Origin of the sequence: Pseudomonas sp. xss_2 (genome assembly GCF_043104195.1) — a bacterium.
Taxonomy (GTDB): domain Bacteria; phylum Pseudomonadota; class Gammaproteobacteria; order Pseudomonadales; family Pseudomonadaceae; genus Aquipseudomonas; species Aquipseudomonas urmiensis.
In genome coordinates this window covers 27,673-44,549 of record NZ_JBICKL010000044.1, presented here as the reverse complement: position 1 = coordinate 44,549, position 16,877 = coordinate 27,673, and the positions used below count along the sequence as shown (strand labels likewise).

General features: G+C 61.6%; 14 protein-coding genes. 6 read left to right on the top strand and 8 right to left on the bottom strand.

Going from position 1 to position 16,877, the window contains the following annotated elements; all coding sequences use genetic code 11:
• Window positions 1-114 precede the first annotated feature (114 nt).
• The 4 genes from tatA (at window position 115) to ACF8K2_RS07465 (ending at window position 3,074) form a co-directional block, all read left to right on the top strand.
• Entirely contained in the window at window positions 115-345 is a 231-nt protein-coding gene (gene tatA, locus ACF8K2_RS07480) for a twin-arginine translocase TatA/TatE family subunit (RefSeq protein ID WP_392464135.1), read from the top strand.
• On the top strand, window positions 345-635 hold the full coding sequence (gene tatB, locus ACF8K2_RS07475; protein ID WP_392464134.1) for a Sec-independent protein translocase protein TatB: 291 nt from the start codon (window positions 345-347) through the stop codon (window positions 633-635). Before tatA ends, tatB begins: the two co-directional genes overlap by 1 nt.
• Complete coding sequence (tatC, locus tag ACF8K2_RS07470; protein ID WP_186556400.1) at window positions 632-1,375, top strand: twin-arginine translocase subunit TatC; 744 nt, start codon at window positions 632-634, stop codon at window positions 1,373-1,375. The genes tatB and tatC overlap by 4 nt, the downstream gene beginning before the upstream one ends.
• Window positions 1,376-1,577: 202 nt before the next feature.
• A complete protein-coding gene (locus ACF8K2_RS07465) occupies window positions 1,578-3,074 on the top strand; it encodes an HET-C-related protein (RefSeq protein ID WP_392464132.1) in 1,497 nt (498 codons plus the stop codon).
• A gap of 80 nt (window positions 3,075-3,154) precedes the next feature.
• On the opposite strand, the gene ACF8K2_RS07460 is transcribed toward ACF8K2_RS07465, so the two are convergent.
• Together ACF8K2_RS07460 and purL are read right to left on the bottom strand one after the other, a co-directional pair.
• Window positions 3,155-3,466, bottom strand: a complete 312-nt coding sequence (locus ACF8K2_RS07460; RefSeq protein WP_392464129.1) for an NGG1p interacting factor NIF3 — start codon at window positions 3,464-3,466, stop codon at window positions 3,155-3,157.
• A gap of 1 nt (window position 3,467) precedes the next feature.
• The gene (gene purL, locus ACF8K2_RS07455) at window positions 3,468-7,367 is read right to left on the bottom strand and encodes a phosphoribosylformylglycinamidine synthase (protein ID WP_392464127.1); all 3,900 of its coding nucleotides are present in this window, start codon (window positions 7,365-7,367) and stop codon (window positions 3,468-3,470) included.
• Window positions 7,368-7,691: 324 nt separating this feature from the next.
• Between purL and mltF the strand changes: the two genes are divergently transcribed.
• Window positions 7,692-9,149 carry a membrane-bound lytic murein transglycosylase MltF gene (gene mltF / locus ACF8K2_RS07450; protein ID WP_392464126.1) on the top strand — a complete coding sequence of 486 codons (1,458 nt, stop codon included), beginning with the start codon at window positions 7,692-7,694 and terminating at the stop codon, window positions 9,147-9,149.
• Window positions 9,150-9,214: 65 nt separating this feature from the next.
• On the opposite strand, the gene tadA is transcribed toward mltF, so the two are convergent.
• From tadA to ACF8K2_RS07420, 6 genes are all read right to left on the bottom strand, one after another.
• On the bottom strand, window positions 9,215-9,694 hold the full coding sequence (gene tadA / locus ACF8K2_RS07445; protein WP_186556405.1) for a tRNA adenosine(34) deaminase TadA: 480 nt from the start codon (window positions 9,692-9,694) through the stop codon (window positions 9,215-9,217).
• Complete coding sequence (locus ACF8K2_RS07440) at window positions 9,694-11,076, bottom strand: multicopper oxidase family protein (RefSeq protein ID WP_392464125.1); 1,383 nt, start codon at window positions 11,074-11,076, stop codon at window positions 9,694-9,696. The genes tadA and ACF8K2_RS07440 overlap by 1 nt, the downstream gene beginning before the upstream one ends.
• A 204-nt stretch (window positions 11,077-11,280) precedes the next feature.
• Window positions 11,281-12,858, bottom strand: coding sequence for a glutamine-hydrolyzing GMP synthase (gene guaA, locus ACF8K2_RS07435; protein ID WP_392464124.1), 1,578 nt, complete (start codon window positions 12,856-12,858; stop codon window positions 11,281-11,283).
• A 78-nt stretch (window positions 12,859-12,936) separates the two neighbouring features.
• Window positions 12,937-14,406, bottom strand: coding sequence for an IMP dehydrogenase (gene guaB, locus ACF8K2_RS07430; RefSeq protein ID WP_186556408.1), 1,470 nt, complete (start codon window positions 14,404-14,406; stop codon window positions 12,937-12,939).
• Between the two features lie 92 nt (window positions 14,407-14,498).
• Window positions 14,499-15,050: a sugar ABC transporter ATPase gene (locus ACF8K2_RS07425; RefSeq protein ID WP_186556409.1), complete on the bottom strand. Its 552-nt coding sequence runs from the start codon at window positions 15,048-15,050 to the stop codon at window positions 14,499-14,501.
• 50 nt (window positions 15,051-15,100) lie between these two features.
• Entirely contained in the window at window positions 15,101-15,856 is a 756-nt protein-coding gene (locus ACF8K2_RS07420) for a sulfite exporter TauE/SafE family protein (RefSeq protein ID WP_392464122.1), read from the bottom strand.
• A gap of 92 nt (window positions 15,857-15,948) precedes the next feature.
• On the opposite strand from ACF8K2_RS07420, the gene ACF8K2_RS07415 reads away from it, so the two are divergent.
• A complete protein-coding gene (locus ACF8K2_RS07415) occupies window positions 15,949-16,827 on the top strand; it encodes a LysR substrate-binding domain-containing protein (protein WP_312152569.1) in 879 nt (292 codons plus the stop codon).
• Window positions 16,828-16,877: the final 50 nt, after the last annotated feature.

Here is a 16,877-nt window from a genome sequence, read left to right as displayed (position 1 = left end):
CCAGTCAACACCGCGCTTGTTTCAGGCAGATGGCAATACCTGACAGTAATCATCGCGTCATCTAGGCAAGGCAGGATTGCTGCTCTTTTGATGACCTTACAGGAGTGGTCTGACATGGGTGGTATCGGAATCTGGCAATTGGTGATCGTGCTGTTGATTGTCTTCCTGCTGTTTGGCACCAAGCGTCTGAAAGGCCTGGGCAGCGATGTTGGCGAGGCGATCCAGGGTTTTCGCAAGTCCATGGGCGGTGACAGTGAAGCCAGCCCAAGCAACCCGCAGGTGCCACAACAAGCACCGCTGAACGGCCAGAGCGTGCAGCAAACGCCAGCGGATCGTCAGGCCTGATGTTCGAGATCGGCTTTACCGAAATGATTCTGGTCGGGGTCGTCGCCCTGCTGGTGCTCGGCCCCGAGCGCCTGCCGGTGGCGGCGCGCGCCGTTGGCCGTGGGTTAGGCCAAGCACGGCGGGCGATGCATGCGCTGCGCACCCAGGTGGAGCGGGAAATCGACCTGCCGGCGTTGGACGCCGCACCGCTGCAGCGGCTGGAACAGGAGATTCGCCAGGGCATCCGCCTGGAGGGAGAACCGGCCAATGACGCCGCGGCACCAGTGCCTGCCAAGGAGCACGTCTCATGAGCATTGCCATGCAACAGCAAGGGCGCATGCCCTTGACTGAACACCTGAGGGATCTGCGCAAGCGACTGATGCGCTCGTTGTTAGTGATCGCGCTGCTGTTCGGCGCGTTGTTCCCGTTCGCCCAAACCCTCTACACGCTGATCTCCGAACCGTTGCGCCGTTATCTGCCGGAAGGCACCAGCATGATCGCCACCAGCGTCACCTCGCCGTTCTTGACCCCGTTCAAGTTGACCGCGATGTGCGCGCTGTTCCTGGCTATGCCGCTGTTGTTGCACCAGGCCTGGGGTTTCATTGCCCCGGGGCTGTACCGCCGCGAACGGCGCATTGCACTGCCGCTGCTGGTATCGAGCATCGTGCTGTTCTATGGCGGGATGGCCTTTGCGTTCTTCCTGGTGTTTCCGATGATGTTCGGCTTCTTCGCCAGCGTTACCCCCGATGGGGTGGCGATGATGACCGATATCGGCCTGTACCTGGACTTCATCATGGCGCTGTTCCTGGCCTTCGGCCTGGCGTTCGAGATACCGGTGGCGACGTTCATCGTGGTCTGGGCGGGGCTGACCGATGTAGCCACGCTGCGGCGTAGTCGGCCCTACGTGATCGTCGGTTGCTTTGTGGTGGGGATGATTTTGACACCGCCTGATGTGTTTTCTCAGACGATGCTGGCAGTGCCGATGTGGGTGTTGTTCGAGCTGGGGCTTGTGGCGTGCGCACTGGTGCATAGGCCTCGCAGTGATGGTTGAAAGCACTGGGCAAGCCGGTAATCCCGGACAGGATGGGGCTTACCGGCTAGCACTAACGTGCTTCAAATGCTCCACATAATGATGAAATTATGCCGACACTGTAAGCAGAATCTGACTTCGTTGCAGGGTCGCTATTTCCATATTTATCTACCGCACCTGAGCAACCAATCTGAGCGTCCCAAACATCGGTTGAGGACGTCTTGTGAAAAAGCATACTGATAATGCCCCCCAGCAACTAAGACCAATGCCTCGGTTTGGAGCAGGCCTTGGCGATTCTGCGGAGAGTCATGGCCACGAGTCCATCGCTCAGGTACTGAACCTTTCGGGTTTCAATGCCGTTGAAGTCAAACAAATCTATTTCGGCAACTGGCTGCGCGACCATTCACAGTTGATAGATCCCAAAATTGTTCGCCCGCAAGACGCTCGCAGAAACTTCCCAACGAAAATCTCCAGAGAGGTGCTTACTGAGTTTGTCGACCTGCTGGCACTGATAGAATTCAACCGCCTGCAAATGACCGACGAGGAGCGCGCAGCCTATACCGTTACGCCAGAGATGCTTGGCGTCTATCGCCCCTCAGAACACATCGACAACCCCACCAACCTCGACGAAAACGCAATTGATCCGCAGACGATCGATGAGGACTTCGAACCCTTGGTACGGCCCGGTGACAGGCTGACCACCGTCCATTACGCACGCTCCATGACGTTGCATATAGAGGAAGCCGAACGCTACATGCGCAGAAAGCTGCGCGCGGCTATGCGAGCAGGCAAGACCCCCACAGGCATGCGGTACTTTGGTGAAGCCTTGCATGTGCTTGAAGATTTCTTTGCTCACTCCAACTTCGTAGAGCTTAGCCTGCGCAAGGTCGGCTACACCGATGTATTGGCCTGGACGACCGAGAAACCATGCAGACATCGCTGGCCGGTCGTGACCGGTCTGTTCAGCGGTTCGGACATCCTCGCCAGCGTCGCCGAGCCCTTGGCCAAAATGCTGTTTCCAGTTCCGGGGTATGTGTTCAAACCCACTGTTGCGGGAGAGCGAAGTGACGGCGAGCGAGCGCTGCTGATATTGCTCAAAGAAGATCCTGAGTGGAGAGCAAGACTTGTAAAGGCACTCGAAGTGCGGGATGAGCTAGCCAAAAGTTCGACGTTCCAGACAGTTGAGTATCTGGACTGGTTAGCCAGCGCTCCACTTCGATCTCTGCGAAATTTCACCAATAGCCTCATGCAAACGGTGGTGGAGTGGGCAGGTGATCAAATCGACGACCTGCAAACGTACCTGGGCGAAGACCCCAATACTCATGCACACGTAAGTGCTACCCACTCACAGCTGGCTAAAGATCACGACACCCACCCCTTCCATGTGATAGCACAATTGCTGGCTCGGCATGCCGTCTTTGAGGTGGGTAAGTCGATGCACAAATACTGGGAGGGGGACGGTGAGCAAGACCCCGTCGAAGTGGCGAGCAGCTATCTACGGCATCCGAATGATCTCAACTGGCAGGATCCAATCGTGGAACGCTGGGCCAATAGAAACCCGGACAAAATTGAGGAAGGAACCGAACTCAGTCGTCATATCAAGCGCTATGAGGAATACCGAGCAGCCGCTCGGAAACGCTTGGAGGAACTGGAGATACGCGAACCTCTGGACCTGATCGGCGCGGGAGAAAATCTGAGCGGCTCGGGCTTTGGCTTATGACCGCTTTGAAGTGAGCAATCAGTGACGCAATAGGTGGGCGCTCGCTCACAATTGCATCACTGAGTTGATCAGTACCTCTGTCAGATATCCACCAGACGCCAGACTTCATAGGCTGGCGTCTCATACGGATGACTCGTTTTGAGGGCAGCGACGACCTGAGCAATCAGCTCATCCGCCACTACCATCTCGACCTTCCACTCCTCCACCACTTCGACCTGCCCGGTTTGCCCGAGGTACGGCTGGCTGCCGTCCAACGGGCGAAACTGGCCTTGGCCGAGGGTCTGCCAAGCGCAGTGGTCATAGGCGCCGATGCGTCCACCACCTGCGGCGAACACAGCGGCCTTGACCACTTCGACATGGCTCGCCGGGACGAAGAAGGCGAGCTTGTACACCTTAGTTCACCCACACCCGCGCATTGCGGAACATGCGCATCCAGGCGGCATCTTCCTGCCACTCGTCCGGGCGCCAGGAGTTCTGCACAGCACGGAACACACGCTCCGGGTGAGGCATCATGATGGTCACGCGGCCGTCGCGGCTGGTGAGACCGGTGATACCCCGTGGCGAGCCGTTGGGGTTGGCCGGGTAGCTCTCGGTGACCTTGCCGTGGTTGTCGACGAAGCGCAGCGCCACGCAACCGGACAGGTCAGCTTCAAGCAGTGCTTCCTGGCTGGCGAACTCGGCATGGCCTTCACCGTGGGCAATGGCGATCGGCATGTGCGAACCGGCCATACCCTGGAGGAAGATCGAGTTGGACTTCTGCACCTCGACCATGGCCACACGCGCCTCGAACTGCTCCGAGCGGTTGCGCACGAAGTGCGGCCAGTACTCGGTGCCCGGGATCAGCTCGTGCAGGTTGGACATCATCTGGCAACCATTGCACACGCCCAGGGTGAAGCTGTCGGTACGCTCGAAGAACGCTTGGAAGGCATCGCGGGCGCGGCTGTTGAACAGCGCCGACTTGGCCCAGCCTTCACCGGCGCCGAGCACGTCGCCGTAGGAGAAGCCGCCGCAGGCCACCAGGCCTTTGAAGGTGTCGAGGTCGACCCGACCGGCGAGGATGTCGCTCATGTGCACGTCGATGGCATTGAAGCCCGCGCGGTCGAACGCCGCCGCCATTTCAACCTGGCCGTTGACGCCCTGCTCACGCAGGATCGCCACTTGCGGGCGCACGCCCTTCTTGATGTAAGGCGCAGCGATGTCCTGGTTGACATCGAAGCCGAGCTTGACGCTCAGACCTGGATTGTCTTCTTCGAGCAGGACGTCGAATTCCTGGTCGGCGCAGTCAGCGTTGTCGCGCAGGCGCTGGATCTGGTAGCTGGTTTCTGCCCACTGACGTTGCAGCAGGCGACGGTCGCCCTTGAACAGCTCTTCCCCGGCCAGCTTGATCAGCACTTCGCCGTTGTTGATCGGCTGGCCGATCACTGCGACGCAGTCTTCACCCAGGCCGGCCGCGCTGAACTGAGCCAGTACGTCTGGAGTGGCGTCCTGACGTACCTGGATCACCGCACCCAGCTCTTCGTTGAAGAGGATGGCCGCGACTTTCTCGCGCTTGCTGGTCAGGGTGTCCAGCTCCAGGTCCAGACCGCAGTGGCCAGCGAAGGCCATTTCCAGCACGGTGGTCAGCAGGCCACCATCGGAGCGGTCGTGGTAAGCCAGCAGGTGGCCGTCGGCGTTCAGGCCCTGGATCACGGCGAAGAACGCCTTGAGGTCTTCGGCGTCGTCCACGTCTGGTGCCTGGGCGCCGAGCTTGCCGTGGGTCTGGGCGAGAATCGAAGCGCCCATGCGGTTTTTGCCGCGACCCAGGTCGATCAGGATCAGGTCGGTCTCGCCCTTGTCCATGCGCAGTTGTGGGGTCAGGGTCTTGCGGATGTCGACCACTGGCGCGAAGCCGCTGACGATCAGCGACATCGGCGAGGTAACGCTCTTATCGCTGCCCTCTTCGCTCCATTTGGTCTTCATCGACATGGAGTCCTTGCCGACCGGAATGGTCAGGCCCAGCTCCGGGCACAGCTCCATGCCGACAGCCTTGACGGTGTCGTACAGGCGGGCGTCTTCACCCGGGTGACCGGCGGCGGACATCCAGTTGGCCGACAGTTTGATGTCGGACAGCTTTTCGATGCGCGAGGCCGCCAGGTTGGTCAGGGTCTCGCCGATCGCCATACGGCCGGAGGCCGGGGCGTCAAGCAGCGCCAGCGGAGTACGCTCGCCCATGGCCATGGCTTCACCGGTGTAGACGTCGAAGCTAGTGGCGGTGACGGCGCAGTCGGCCACCGGCACCTGCCACGGGCCAACCATCTGGTCACGGGCAACCAGGCCGGTGATGGTGCGGTCGCCGATGGTGATCAGGAAGCTCTTGCTGGCAACTGCCGGGTGACGCAGAACGCGCTCGACCGAATCTTTCAGTTCCAGTGCGCTTGGGTCGAAATCATCGCCCAGCTCCGCTTCGCGGGTGACCGAGCGGTGCATGCGTGGCGGCTTGCCCAGCAGCACATCGAGTGGCATGTCCACCGGGGTGTTGCCGAAGTGGCTGTCGGTCACGGTCAGGTGCGGCTCTTCGGTCGCCTCGCCGACGACCGCGAACGGGCAACGCTCACGCTCACAGATCGCCTTGAAGCGCTCGAAGTCGCCAGCGCTGACGGCCAGCACATAACGCTCTTGAGATTCGTTGCTCCAGATTTCGTGCGGGGCCATGCCCGGCTCGTCATTGGGCACGTTGCGCAGCTCGAAGCGGCCACCACGACCACCGTCGTTGACCAGCTCAGGGAAGGCGTTGGAAATACCACCGGCGCCGACGTCATGGATGAAGGCGATCGGGTTGTGCTCGCCCAGCTGCCAGCAGCGGTCGATGACCTCTTGGCAGCGGCGTTCCATTTCCGGGTTCTCGCGCTGTACCGAGGCAAAATCCAGGTCAGCCGAACTGGCGCCGGTAGCGACCGACGACGCCGCGCCGCCACCCAGGCCGATCAGCATGGCCGGGCCGCCGAGCACGATCAGCTTGGCACCGACGGTGATCTCGCCTTTCTGCACGTGGTCTTCACGGATGTTGCCCAGGCCGCCGGCAAGCATGATCGGCTTGTGGTAGCCGCGGACTTCTTCGCCGTGCGGGGTGTTGATCGACTGCTCGAAGGTCCGGAAGTAACCAGTCAGCGCCGGACGGCCGAACTCGTTGTTGAAGGCAGCGCCGCCCAGCGGGCCTTCGACCATGATATCGAGGGCGTTGACGATGCGCTCAGGCTTGCCATAAGCCTTCTCCCAAGGCTGTTCGAAGCCTGGGATGCGCAGGTTGGACACGGTGAAACCGGTCAGGCCAGCCTTGGGCTTGGCACCGCGACCGGTCGCGCCTTCGTCACGAATTTCGCCACCGGAACCGGTGGAAGCGCCGGAGAACGGCGAGATGGCGGTCGGGTGGTTGTGCGTCTCGACCTTCATCAGGATGTGCACCGGCTCCTGCACCGCGCCGTACTGGCGGGTCTCAGGGTTCGGGTAGAAGCGACCGGCCACGGAACCGACGATCACCGAGGCGTTGTCCTTGTATGCGGACAACACGCCCTCGCTGTGCATCTGGTAGGTGTTCTTGATCATGCCGAACAGGCTCTTGTCCTGCGCCTGGCCGTCGATGTCCCAGCTGGCGTTGAAGATCTTGTGCCGGCAGTGCTCGGAGTTGGCCTGGGCGAACATCATCAGTTCGATGTCGTTCGGGTTGCGCTTGAGCCCCTGGAAGGCAGCGACCAGGTAGTCGATCTCGTCTTCGGCCAGGGCCAGGCCCAGGTCGAGGTTGGCTTGCGCCAGGGCGTCACGCCCGCCAGCGAGGATGTCTACCGAGGTCATCGGCTTGGGCTGGGCGTGGCTGAACAGATCGCCCGCCTCTTCCAGACGGCCCAGCACGCGCTGGGTCATGCGGTCGTGCAGCTCGGCGGCGACCACTGCGGCATCGGCGTCAGACAGGTTGCCTGCCACGTAGTAGGCGATTCCGCGCTCCAGGCGCTGGATGTGCTGCAGGCCGCAGTTGTGGGCGATGTCGCTGGCCTTGGAAGACCATGGCGAAATCGTGCCCAGACGCGGTACCACCAGGAACAGGCGGCCACTTGGCTCCTGCACCGGGACGCTCGGACCGTACTTGAGCAGACGGGCCAGCACCTGCTGCTGGTCAGCGGTCAACTCACCGTCGACTTCGGCGAAGTGGGCGAATTCGGCATACAAGCCGGTAACAGCGGGGACTTTCTGGCTCAGTTGCTCGAGTAGCTTACCGTGGCGAAAGGCAGAAAGGGCAGGAGCGCCGCGCAGGATCAACATCGTCGGGACAGCCTCAGGAAGGGGTGTGCTTAGAGGCCGTGCATTCTAGCGTAATTTCACGCGTTTCGGCACCCGCTCTAAGCCAATGCTGCCGGGCGGCCGAACCGGACTTCGGGGTCAGAAAAACCACCTCTTGATCGAACGTGCACGCGGCCCCTGTGGGAGCGGGTTGGGCTGAGACTGAGCCAATGCATTGGCCGCCGCGTTCGCGGGTAAACCTGCCCCCACGGGCTCCGCGAGCCGAGATCAGGCTGAAACCGCTAGCAGACCAGCCAGCTATTGTCGAGATATGGCGCGGGCTGCCCTTTGCGTATACTGCAACCTATGTTCGCCCACACTGCTTTGCGCCAGCGTTGCGCCAAATGGCTCTTCGCAACCGGACTCTTCCTGATGCTCGGTGCCTGTGTTGAAAAACCCAGCACCCTCGAACGCGTCAAGGAGGACGGCGTGCTGCGCGTGATAACCCGCAACAGCCCGGCCACCTACTTCCAGGACCGCAACGGCGAAACCGGCTTCGAGTACGAACTGGTCAAGCGCTTTGCCGATGACCTGGGGGTCAAGCTTGAGATCGAGACTGCCGACAATCTCGACCAGTTGTTCGATCAACTGGGCAAACCCTCAGGCCCAGTGCTGGCCGCCGCTGGCCTGGTCAGCAGCGAAAAACGCAACACCCAGGCGAAGTTCTCCCACCCCTACCTGGAAGTCACCCCACAGGTCATCTACCGCAATGGCCGCTCGCGCCCGACTCAAGCCAAGGGGCTGGTCGGCAAGAAGATCATGGTGCTCAAGGGCAGCAGCCATGCCGAACAGTTGGCGGCGCTGAAAAAGCAGTTCCCTACCCTTGAATATGAAGAGTCCGATGCGGTCGAGGTGGTCGACCTGCTGCGTATGGTCGATGAAGGTCAGATCGACCTGACCCTGGTTGATTCCAACGAGCTGGCGATGAACCAGGTCTACTTCCCCAACGTGCGCGTGGCCTTCGACCTGGGCGACAGCCGCGATCAGCGCTGGGCAGTGGCTGCCGGTGAAGACAACAGCCTGCTCAACGAGGTCAACGAGTTTCTCGACAAGGCCGAGAAGAACGGCACCCTGCAACGCCTGAAAGATCGCTATTACGGCCATGTCGACGTTCTCGGCTATGTCGGCGCCTATACCTTCGCCCAGCATTTGCAGCAACGACTGCCCAAGTACGAGAAGCACTTCAAGGCCTCGGCCAAGGTCGAAGAGGTCGACTGGCGCCTGCTCGCGGCGATTGGCTACCAGGAGTCGATGTGGCAGCCGGAGGTCACCTCCAAGACTGGCGTACGCGGCCTGATGATGCTGACCCAGCGCACTGCCCAGGCCATGGGCGTGTCCAACCGCCTGGACCCCAAGCAGAGCATTACCGGTGGCGCCAAGTACTTCATGCTGGTCAAGGATCAGCTCGACGACAGCATCAAGGAGCCGGACCGCACCTGGTTCGCCCTGGCCGCCTACAACGTCGGCAGCGGCCACCTGGAAGATGCGCGCACCCTGGCCAAGCGCGAAAAGCTCAACCCGAACAAGTGGCTGGACGTGAAGAAGATGCTGCCGCGCCTGTCGCAGAAACAGTGGTACAGCAAGACTAAATACGGCTATGCCCGCGGCGGCGAGCCGGTGCACTTCGTGGCCAACATTCGCCGTTACTACGACATCCTGACCTGGGTGACCCAGCCCCAGCTTGAAGGCCAGGTAGCCGAGGGCAGCTTGCATGTGCCTGGGGTCAACAAGGACAAGCCGGCGGAACAGTCACCGCCGATGTGAGGCGCAGCGGTTGTGTGGCCGCTACCCGGCGATAGGGCCGGCACAACCTCGATCACTGCAGCGTCTTACACCTTCGCCCGGCGCGCCTTGAAGAACTCGCTCAAGATCTGCCCGCACTCCTCGGCCAGCACCCCACCCTCGAACATCACCCGATGATTGAGAAAGCCCTGGGTAAAGAACTGACCCTGGCTCTGCACGATCCCCGCCTTGGGCTCCAGCGCGCCATACACCACCCGCATCACCCGCGAATGGACGATCAAGCCCGCGCACATGCTGCACGGCTCCAGGGTCACGTACAGCGTGCTGCCAGGCAGACGATAGTTGCTGGCCGCCGTGGCCGCCGCGCGAATCGCGACCATCTCGGCATGGGCACTGGGGTCGCTATCGATAATCGGCCGATTGAAGCCGCTGCCGATGACCTGGCCGTGCTGCACCAGCACTGCGCCCACCGGCACCTCGCCCAACGCCGCACCCTCGGCAGCCAGCTGTAGCGCCAGACGCATGAATTCCTGATCACGGCTGCGATCGATGATCTGCGGGCGCATCAGACCACCGCAATCGCGGCCATCAGGCCGGTTTCCATGTGGTCGATGACATGGCAGTGGAACATCCAGGTGCCCGGGTTATCGGCCACCAATGCGATCTGCGCGCGTTCGTTCTTGCCCAGCAGGTAAGTATCGGTGAACCACGGCTCGGTGATCTTGTGGCGATTGGAACCGATCACCTTGAAACTCATGCCATGCAGGTGAATCGGGTGCTGGTATTGGGTCATGTTCTTCAGTTCGAAGATGTAGCTCTTGCCCTTCTGCAGCGTGGCAATCGGCCGCTCGGCGCAGGTCTTGTCGGTAATGTCCCAGGCCTGGCCGTTGATCTGCCACAGGCTCGGCGGCTTGCCGTTCTCGGTGCCGACCGACACCTTGCCAGCCCACTCGAAATTGAAGTTGAGCTTCTCGGCATTTTCCAGGTCCGGCTCGGCAATCGGGTTGGCCGGCAATGCGGGCGGCCATTCACCCGGTGCCTCGGCACTCGCCACTGAACGCAGGGTGCCCAGGCGTACGAAACCATCACGCAAGGAGATTTCTTCACCCGCCTGAGGAATACGGATGGCCAGGCAGATGCGCATGCCCGGACCCAGCCAATAGTCTTTCTTCAGCGGCCGCGGGGTGATCGGGTTGCCGTCCAGGGCATAGATCATCGCCTCGCAGTTGCCGCGCAGGTTGATCCGGTAGGTCCAGGTGTTATCCAGGTTCAGCAGGCGTACCCGAACCACTTGGCCGGCGGGCAGCTCAGTGACTGACTCGGCCTGGCCATTGATGGTGATCAGCCGCCCCGCCGTGCCGTTGCGCGCTGCCTCACGCGGTACGCTGAAGGGCATCCAGCCGCCCTGCTCGTCCACATGCCAGGTCTTCAGGCTCAAGGTCCGCTCGTGAACAAATCCGGTAGGCTCGCGCTCCTCGACGATCAACGGCCCGACCAGGCCGCGCCCAAGCTCTTCGGAGCTGGCGACGTGCGGGTGATACCAATAGCTGCCAGCATCCGGCACGCGGAACTTGTAGTCGAAGAACTCGCCCGGTTTGACCGGCAGTTGCGACACATAGGGCACACCGTCCATTTCCAGCGGCAGGCGGATGCCATGCCAGTGAATGGTGGTTTCCACCGGCAGGTGGTTGATGAACCGCACCCGCAGCCAGGTGCCCTGGCGTACCCGCAATTCGGTACCCGGCACCGACGGACCGAACGCCCAGGCCTCACTCTTGAAGCCAGGTACCAGCTCGACCTCGAGCGGCGCGGCGATCAATTCGTAGTCGTGCCCGGCATTCTCGTCCTCGACCTTGCCCAGCCAATAGCGCGCTGCGCCTCCAGCGCCCAGGCCAACCACGACCAGGCCGGTCAGGCCCTTGAGCATTTGTCGACGGGTAAAGGACATCGGTGCAGGTACCTCTTATGCGCAATCAGTCTGCCAGCAGTGGCCGGCGATGAAGGGCGAATACGATACACCTGCAAGTGAGAAAGATTAAGTGAAGTGTTGTCGCGGCAGGTCAATCGCCGCCACGGATCGAGCACAGGGACGAAACACAGAACAGAACAGCACAAACAACAAGGGCGCCTTGCGGCGCCCCTGTGGCTCAACTCACTCCCACTCGATGGTGGCAGGCGGCTTGCTCGATACGTCGTAGGTGACGCGCGAGATGCCTTCGATCTCGTTGATGATGCGGCCGCTGACGGTCTCCAGCAGCTCGTACGGCAGGTGCGCCCAACGAGCGGTCATGAAGTCCACTGTCTCGACCGCACGCAGGGCAACTACCCAGGCGTAGCGACGGCCATCACCCACCACACCCACCGATTTGACCGGCTGGAACACCACGAAGGCCTGGCTGGTCTTGTGGTACCAGTCAGCCTTGCGCAGCTCTTCGATGAAGATGTGGTCGGCGCGACGCAGGATGTCGGCGTATTCCTTCTTCACTTCACCGAGGATACGCACGCCCAGGCCTGGGCCTGGGAACGGGTGACGGTAGACCATGTCGTACGGCAGGCCCAGCTCCAGGCCGATCTTGCGTACCTCGTCCTTGAACAGTTCGCGCAGCGGCTCGACCAGCTTGAGGTTCATCTCCTCCGGCAGGCCACCGACGTTGTGGTGCGACTTGATCACGTGGGCCTTGCCGCTCTTGGCGCCTGCCGACTCGATCACGTCCGGGTAGATGGTGCCCTGGGCGAGGAACTGGATGTTCTCCAGCTTGCTGGCTTCGGCATCGAACACGTCGATGAAGGTGCGACCAATGATCTTGCGCTTCTTCTCTGGGTCCGCCTCGCCGGCCAGGTTACCCAGGAACTGCGCTTCAGCGTTGGCGCGGATTACCTTGACGCCCATGTTCTCGGCGAACATGGCCATCACCTGCTCGCCTTCGTGCAGGCGCAGCAGGCCGTTGTCGACGAATACGCAGGTCAGCTGGTCGCCAATGGCGCGGTGCAGCAGCGCGGCAACCACCGAGGAGTCGACGCCGCCGGACAGGCCGAGCAAGACGTTGGCCGAACCCACCTGCTCACGCACCTGGGCAATGGCGTCTTCAACGATGTTCGAGGCCGTCCACAGCGCTTCACAGCCGCAGATGTCGAGGATGAAGCGCGACAGGATGCGCCCGCCCTGCTTGGTGTGGGTCACTTCGGGGTGGAACTGCACGCCGTAGTAGCCACGCGCATCGTCGAACATGCCGGCGATCGGGCAGCTTGGCGTGCTGGCCAGCACGTGAAAGTTCTCTGGCATCTTGGTGACTTTGTCACCGTGGCTCATCCACACGTCCAGGCCGAATACGCCATCATCGTCGATGTGGTCTTCGATGCCGTCGAGCAGGCGGCTCTTGCCGACTACGTCAACCCGGGCATAGCCGAATTCGCGCAGCTCGGAACCTTCGACCTTGCCGCCCATTTGCTCGGCCATGGTCTGCATGCCGTAGCAAATGCCCAGCACCGGTACGTTGAGGTCGAAGACCGCTTGCGGGGCACGTGGGCTGTTGGCTTCGTGGACCGACTCGGGGCCGCCAGCGAGGATGATGCCGCGCGGGTTGAATTCGCGGATCGCTTCATCGTCCATGTCGAACGGGTGCAGTTCGCAGTAGACACCGATCTCGCGCACGCGGCGGGCGATCAGCTGGGTGTACTGGGAACCGAAATCGAGGATCAGGATGCGGTGAGCGTGAATGTCGAGGGCCATGACTCAATCTCGTCAGTGGAAATCGGAAACGACACGGGGCTGTCGTAACAGCCCCGCTTGCTAGTGATGCTGGAAGCCTCAACCTACGCGGTAGTTTGGCGCTTCCTTGGTGATCTGCACGTCATGCACGTGGGACTCGGCCATGCCGGCTCCGGTGATGCGTACGAACTCAGGCTTGGTGCGCATCTCTTCGATGGTCGCGCTGCCGGTGTAGCCCATGGACGAACGCAGGCCGCCCATCAGCTGGTGGATGATCGCAGCCAGCGCGCCCTTGTACGGCACACGGCCTTCGATGCCTTCCGGCACCAGCTTCTCGGCACCGGCCGAGGAGTCCTGGAAGTAACGGTCCGAGGAGCCCTGCGCCTGCGCCATGGCACCCAGCGAACCCATGCCACGGTAAGCCTTGTACGAGCGGCCCTGGAACAGCTCGACTTCGCCCGGCGCTTCTTCGGTACCGGCGAACATCGAACCCATCATCACGCACGAGGCGCCAGCGACGATGGCCTTGGACAGGTCACCGGAGAAGCGGATACCGCCGTCGGCGATCAGTGGCACACCCGTGCCTTCCAGCGCGGCAGCGACGTTGGCGATGGCGCTGATTTGCGGCACGCCGACGCCAGCAACGATACGGGTGGTGCAGATCGAGCCTGGGCCGATACCGACCTTGACTGCATCAGCGCCAGCTTCAGCCAGGGCCTTGGCCGCAGCGCCGGTCGCGATGTTGCCACCGATGACCTGGACTTGCGGGTAGGTCTCCTTGACCCAGCGAACGCGATCGATCACACCTTTGGAGTGACCGTGAGCGGTATCCACCACCACCACGTCGACGCCAGCAGCCACCAGGGCGGCTACCCGCTCGCCGGTGTCCTTGCCAGTACCGACGGCAGCGCCGACGCGCAGGCGACCTTGGTCGTCCTTGCTCGCCAGCGGGTAGGCCTTGGCCTTCTCGATGTCCTTGACGGTCATCATGCCCTTGAGGCTGAACTTGTCGTCGACGATCAGCACTTTCTCGAGGCGATGCTTGTGCAGCAGCTCGCGCACTTCGTTCTTGTCGGCGCCTTCGCGGACGGTGACCAGACGCTCTTTAGGCGTCATCACATCACGCACCTTGGCGTCCAGACGGGTCTCGAAGCGCACGTCACGGGAAGTGACGATACCGACCAGGTCGCCGTTCTCCAGCACTGGAACACCGGAGATGTTGTTCAGGCGAGTCAGGTCGAACAGGTCACGCACAGTGGCGTCGGCGTCGATGGTGATCGGGTCCTTGACCACGCCAGCCTCGAACTTCTTGACCTTGCGTACTTCGCCGGCCTGTTGCTCGATGGTCATGTTCTTGTGGATGATGCCGATGCCGCCTTCCTGGGCCATGGCGATGGCCAGGCGCGCTTCGGTGACGGTGTCCATGGCAGCGGAGACCAGCGGAATGTTCAGTTCGATGCCACGGGTCAAACGGGTCTTGAGACTGACTTCATTAGGCAGTACCTCAGAATAACCAGGTACAAGGAGAATATCGTCGAAGGTCAGGGCTTCTTGGCTGATACGCAGCATCGCGGGGGCTCCCGGGCGGGAAAAATGGAAGCGCGCCATTATACTCATGCATGGCGCGCCACTCAATGCAAAATAAGGGCCTTCGGTCAGGGTTATGGCAGTTTTACCTGCACAACCGCCACCTTCTGGTCGAGCCAGTCGGCGAAGGCGTCGAGGAAGGCCGGGGTAAAGCCGGCCTCGCCCCAGTTGTTGAAGATGAATCCCAGGTTGGAAAAGGCACATGGCTGGAGGAACAGGAAGCCATTGATGTCATCTTCGAAACCGCACAGCGGGCAAGTGAAGTTATCGCTCACCGCCGGCATCCATTCCTCCAGGCTCTCGAACAACGGCTCGCCGACTTCCCGTCGGCACTCCGGGCAACCGGCCTCTTCGAGAAAGCCTTCGGCAGGGGTATAGATGCAGCGCTTGAGCATTACTTCCAGGCCATTGACCGGCTGATCGAAGGGCAGCTTTTCTGGGTGCAAGGCGATCTTCCGGGCGCCTGCGGCCAGGGCATAACCCATGCGGTTGCCGGTGCGACCGCAGGTGCTCAGTTGCTCTTCGACGATTTTCTCGCGTACCAGCCAGCGCAGGATCGCTCGGGCGCGGGCTTCATGCACCGGCACAGTGGACAGTTTGGGAACGATGATGCTCTGGGTGTTCATGAACAAGGCGGGCCTGGGGACTTCGGTAATGCTGCAATTCTACCGCCTGCTCAGCCGCTCAGATAGCGACCAATCAACGCAAGGCCGCTGGCCAGCACCAGCCAGGTGACCAGACGTACGAAAGCATCACGCGATAATTTCAGGGTTAGCCGCCGCCCTAGCCACAGCCCGATGAACATCACCGGCAACAAACAGGCGGCGAGCAACAACAAGCGGCTATCGGCATACACCCCAGCGATCAGGAACAACGACAGGCGCACCACCGTGCTGCAACTGATCAACGCACTCTGCGTCGCCCGCGCCTGCTCCTTGGACTCAAGCCGTGCATTGAGGTAGATCGCATAGAGGAAGCCGCCACTGCCAAACAGCGCCCCGAACAGCCCGCCGACTGTGCCCATGGGCGCCGCCCAAAGGCCGCGCAGACGAGCTGGGCGCACCTTCACCGCCAGGCTGTAGACGGCATAGAGGCTGATGAACAGGCCCATCAATAGCAGCAGAAAGTCCGACTTGAGCTGCAACAAGAAGATCACGCCCAAGGTGCAACCCAGCGCCATGAACGGCAACAGCCGCAGCAGTTCATCCCGCGCCACCGCCTTGCGTGCCGGCAGCCAGTTGCCGAACGCAGCGACGAAATCCAGCAGCACCAACAACGGGATGATCTTCGCCAGCGGCATGAAGTGAATCAGCACCGGCCCGGCGATCAACGCCGTACCGAAGCCGGCGATGCCAAAGACGATGTAGGCGACGCCGACACCCAGCAGGATCGGCAGCCAGTCGAGGGTAGAGAAAGGCAGTTGGGCAAGCATGTGCAAATTTCCAGAAAGGACAGGCAAAGGTTAGCCAGCCACGAGCCATGCCGACTAATATGGCTTTCTCCATTCACTCATCTCGAAAAAGCATGACTTCCATTCGCCAGCTGCGCTACTTCGTGGAAATCGCCGAGTGCGGCAGCTTTAGCGCTGCCGCCGAACGACTGTTCATCGCCCAGTCGGCATTGAGCCGACAGATCAAGGAGCTGGAGCAGCAGCTCGCTACGCCGCTGTTCGAGCGCACGGCGCGCCTACCCCGGCTGACGGCGGCCGGGCAGGTGTTTCTCGACCGTGCGCGGCAACTGTTGGCCGACCTGGACAAGGCCGAACGCCTGGCCCAGGAAATTGGCCAAGGGCTGCGCGGCAGCCTGCGGCTCAATCATTCCAGTACGGTGCCGTTGACGGGTCGATTGCTGCAGCGCCTGGGCGGATACCTGGAAGACAATCCAAACGTTTCGCTGGAGATTGCCCAGCAGTCCTCTGAAGCGCAGCTGGAGGATATTGCCCAGGGGCGCCTGGAAATCGGCCTGCTGCGGTTACCGGTGCTGCGCCAGCACGAGGGGGTTGAGATTCACCCCTTGTTCAGCGAGCCGCTGCTGCTTGCGGTCGCGGCCAATCACCCATTGGCTGACGCAAGCTGCGTGCAACTTGGGCAATTGCGCGATCAGCGGTTCATTTCCATCCCGCATCGCCAGCGGGGCGGATTGAGCTATCTGTCGGCCTCACTGTGCATGCAGGCGGGATTCTTTCCGCAGGCGGCGCAGGTGGTTTCGCGCAAGACCACCCAGCTGCAATTGATCCAGGCGGGGTTTGGCGTGGCGTTGTTGCCTGAGTGCATGCGCGATCTTGCGCCGCCCTCGGTAGCCTTTGTGCCATTGCAGGAGGCGTGTAGCAGCACGGTAGCGCTGGCGTGTCGGCGCCAGCCTGGTGATCTGGTGGGGAAGTTTTTACAAGCGATGGGTGGATGAATTTTTCACGACTCGGTTTTGGGGCTGCCTTGCAGCCCCAGGCTTCTGCG

What these genes read in the sequence shown, in the direction of transcription:
- tatA (WP_392464135.1), top strand. Translation starts at nt 115, where the DNA reads ATGGGTGGTATCGGAATCTGGCAATTGGTGATCGTGCTGTTGATTGTC.
- tatB (WP_392464134.1), top strand. Translation starts at nt 345, where the DNA reads ATGTTCGAGATCGGCTTTACCGAAATGATTCTGGTCGGGGTCGTCGCC.
- tatC (WP_186556400.1), top strand. Translation starts at nt 632, where the DNA reads ATGAGCATTGCCATGCAACAGCAAGGGCGCATGCCCTTGACTGAACAC.
- purL (WP_392464127.1), bottom strand. Translation starts at nt 7,367, where the DNA reads ATGTTGATCCTGCGCGGCGCTCCTGCCCTTTCTGCCTTTCGCCACGGT.
- mltF (WP_392464126.1), top strand. Translation starts at nt 7,692, where the DNA reads ATGTTCGCCCACACTGCTTTGCGCCAGCGTTGCGCCAAATGGCTCTTC.
- tadA (WP_186556405.1), bottom strand. Translation starts at nt 9,694, where the DNA reads ATGCGCCCGCAGATCATCGATCGCAGCCGTGATCAGGAATTCATGCGT.
- ACF8K2_RS07440 (WP_392464125.1), bottom strand. Translation starts at nt 11,076, where the DNA reads ATGTCCTTTACCCGTCGACAAATGCTCAAGGGCCTGACCGGCCTGGTC.
- guaA (WP_392464124.1), bottom strand. Translation starts at nt 12,858, where the DNA reads ATGGCCCTCGACATTCACGCTCACCGCATCCTGATCCTCGATTTCGGT.
- guaB (WP_186556408.1), bottom strand. Translation starts at nt 14,406, where the DNA reads ATGCTGCGTATCAGCCAAGAAGCCCTGACCTTCGACGATATTCTCCTT.
- ACF8K2_RS07425 (WP_186556409.1), bottom strand. Translation starts at nt 15,050, where the DNA reads ATGAACACCCAGAGCATCATCGTTCCCAAACTGTCCACTGTGCCGGTG.
- ACF8K2_RS07420 (WP_392464122.1), bottom strand. Translation starts at nt 15,856, where the DNA reads ATGCTTGCCCAACTGCCTTTCTCTACCCTCGACTGGCTGCCGATCCTG.
- ACF8K2_RS07415 (WP_312152569.1), top strand. Translation starts at nt 15,949, where the DNA reads ATGACTTCCATTCGCCAGCTGCGCTACTTCGTGGAAATCGCCGAGTGC.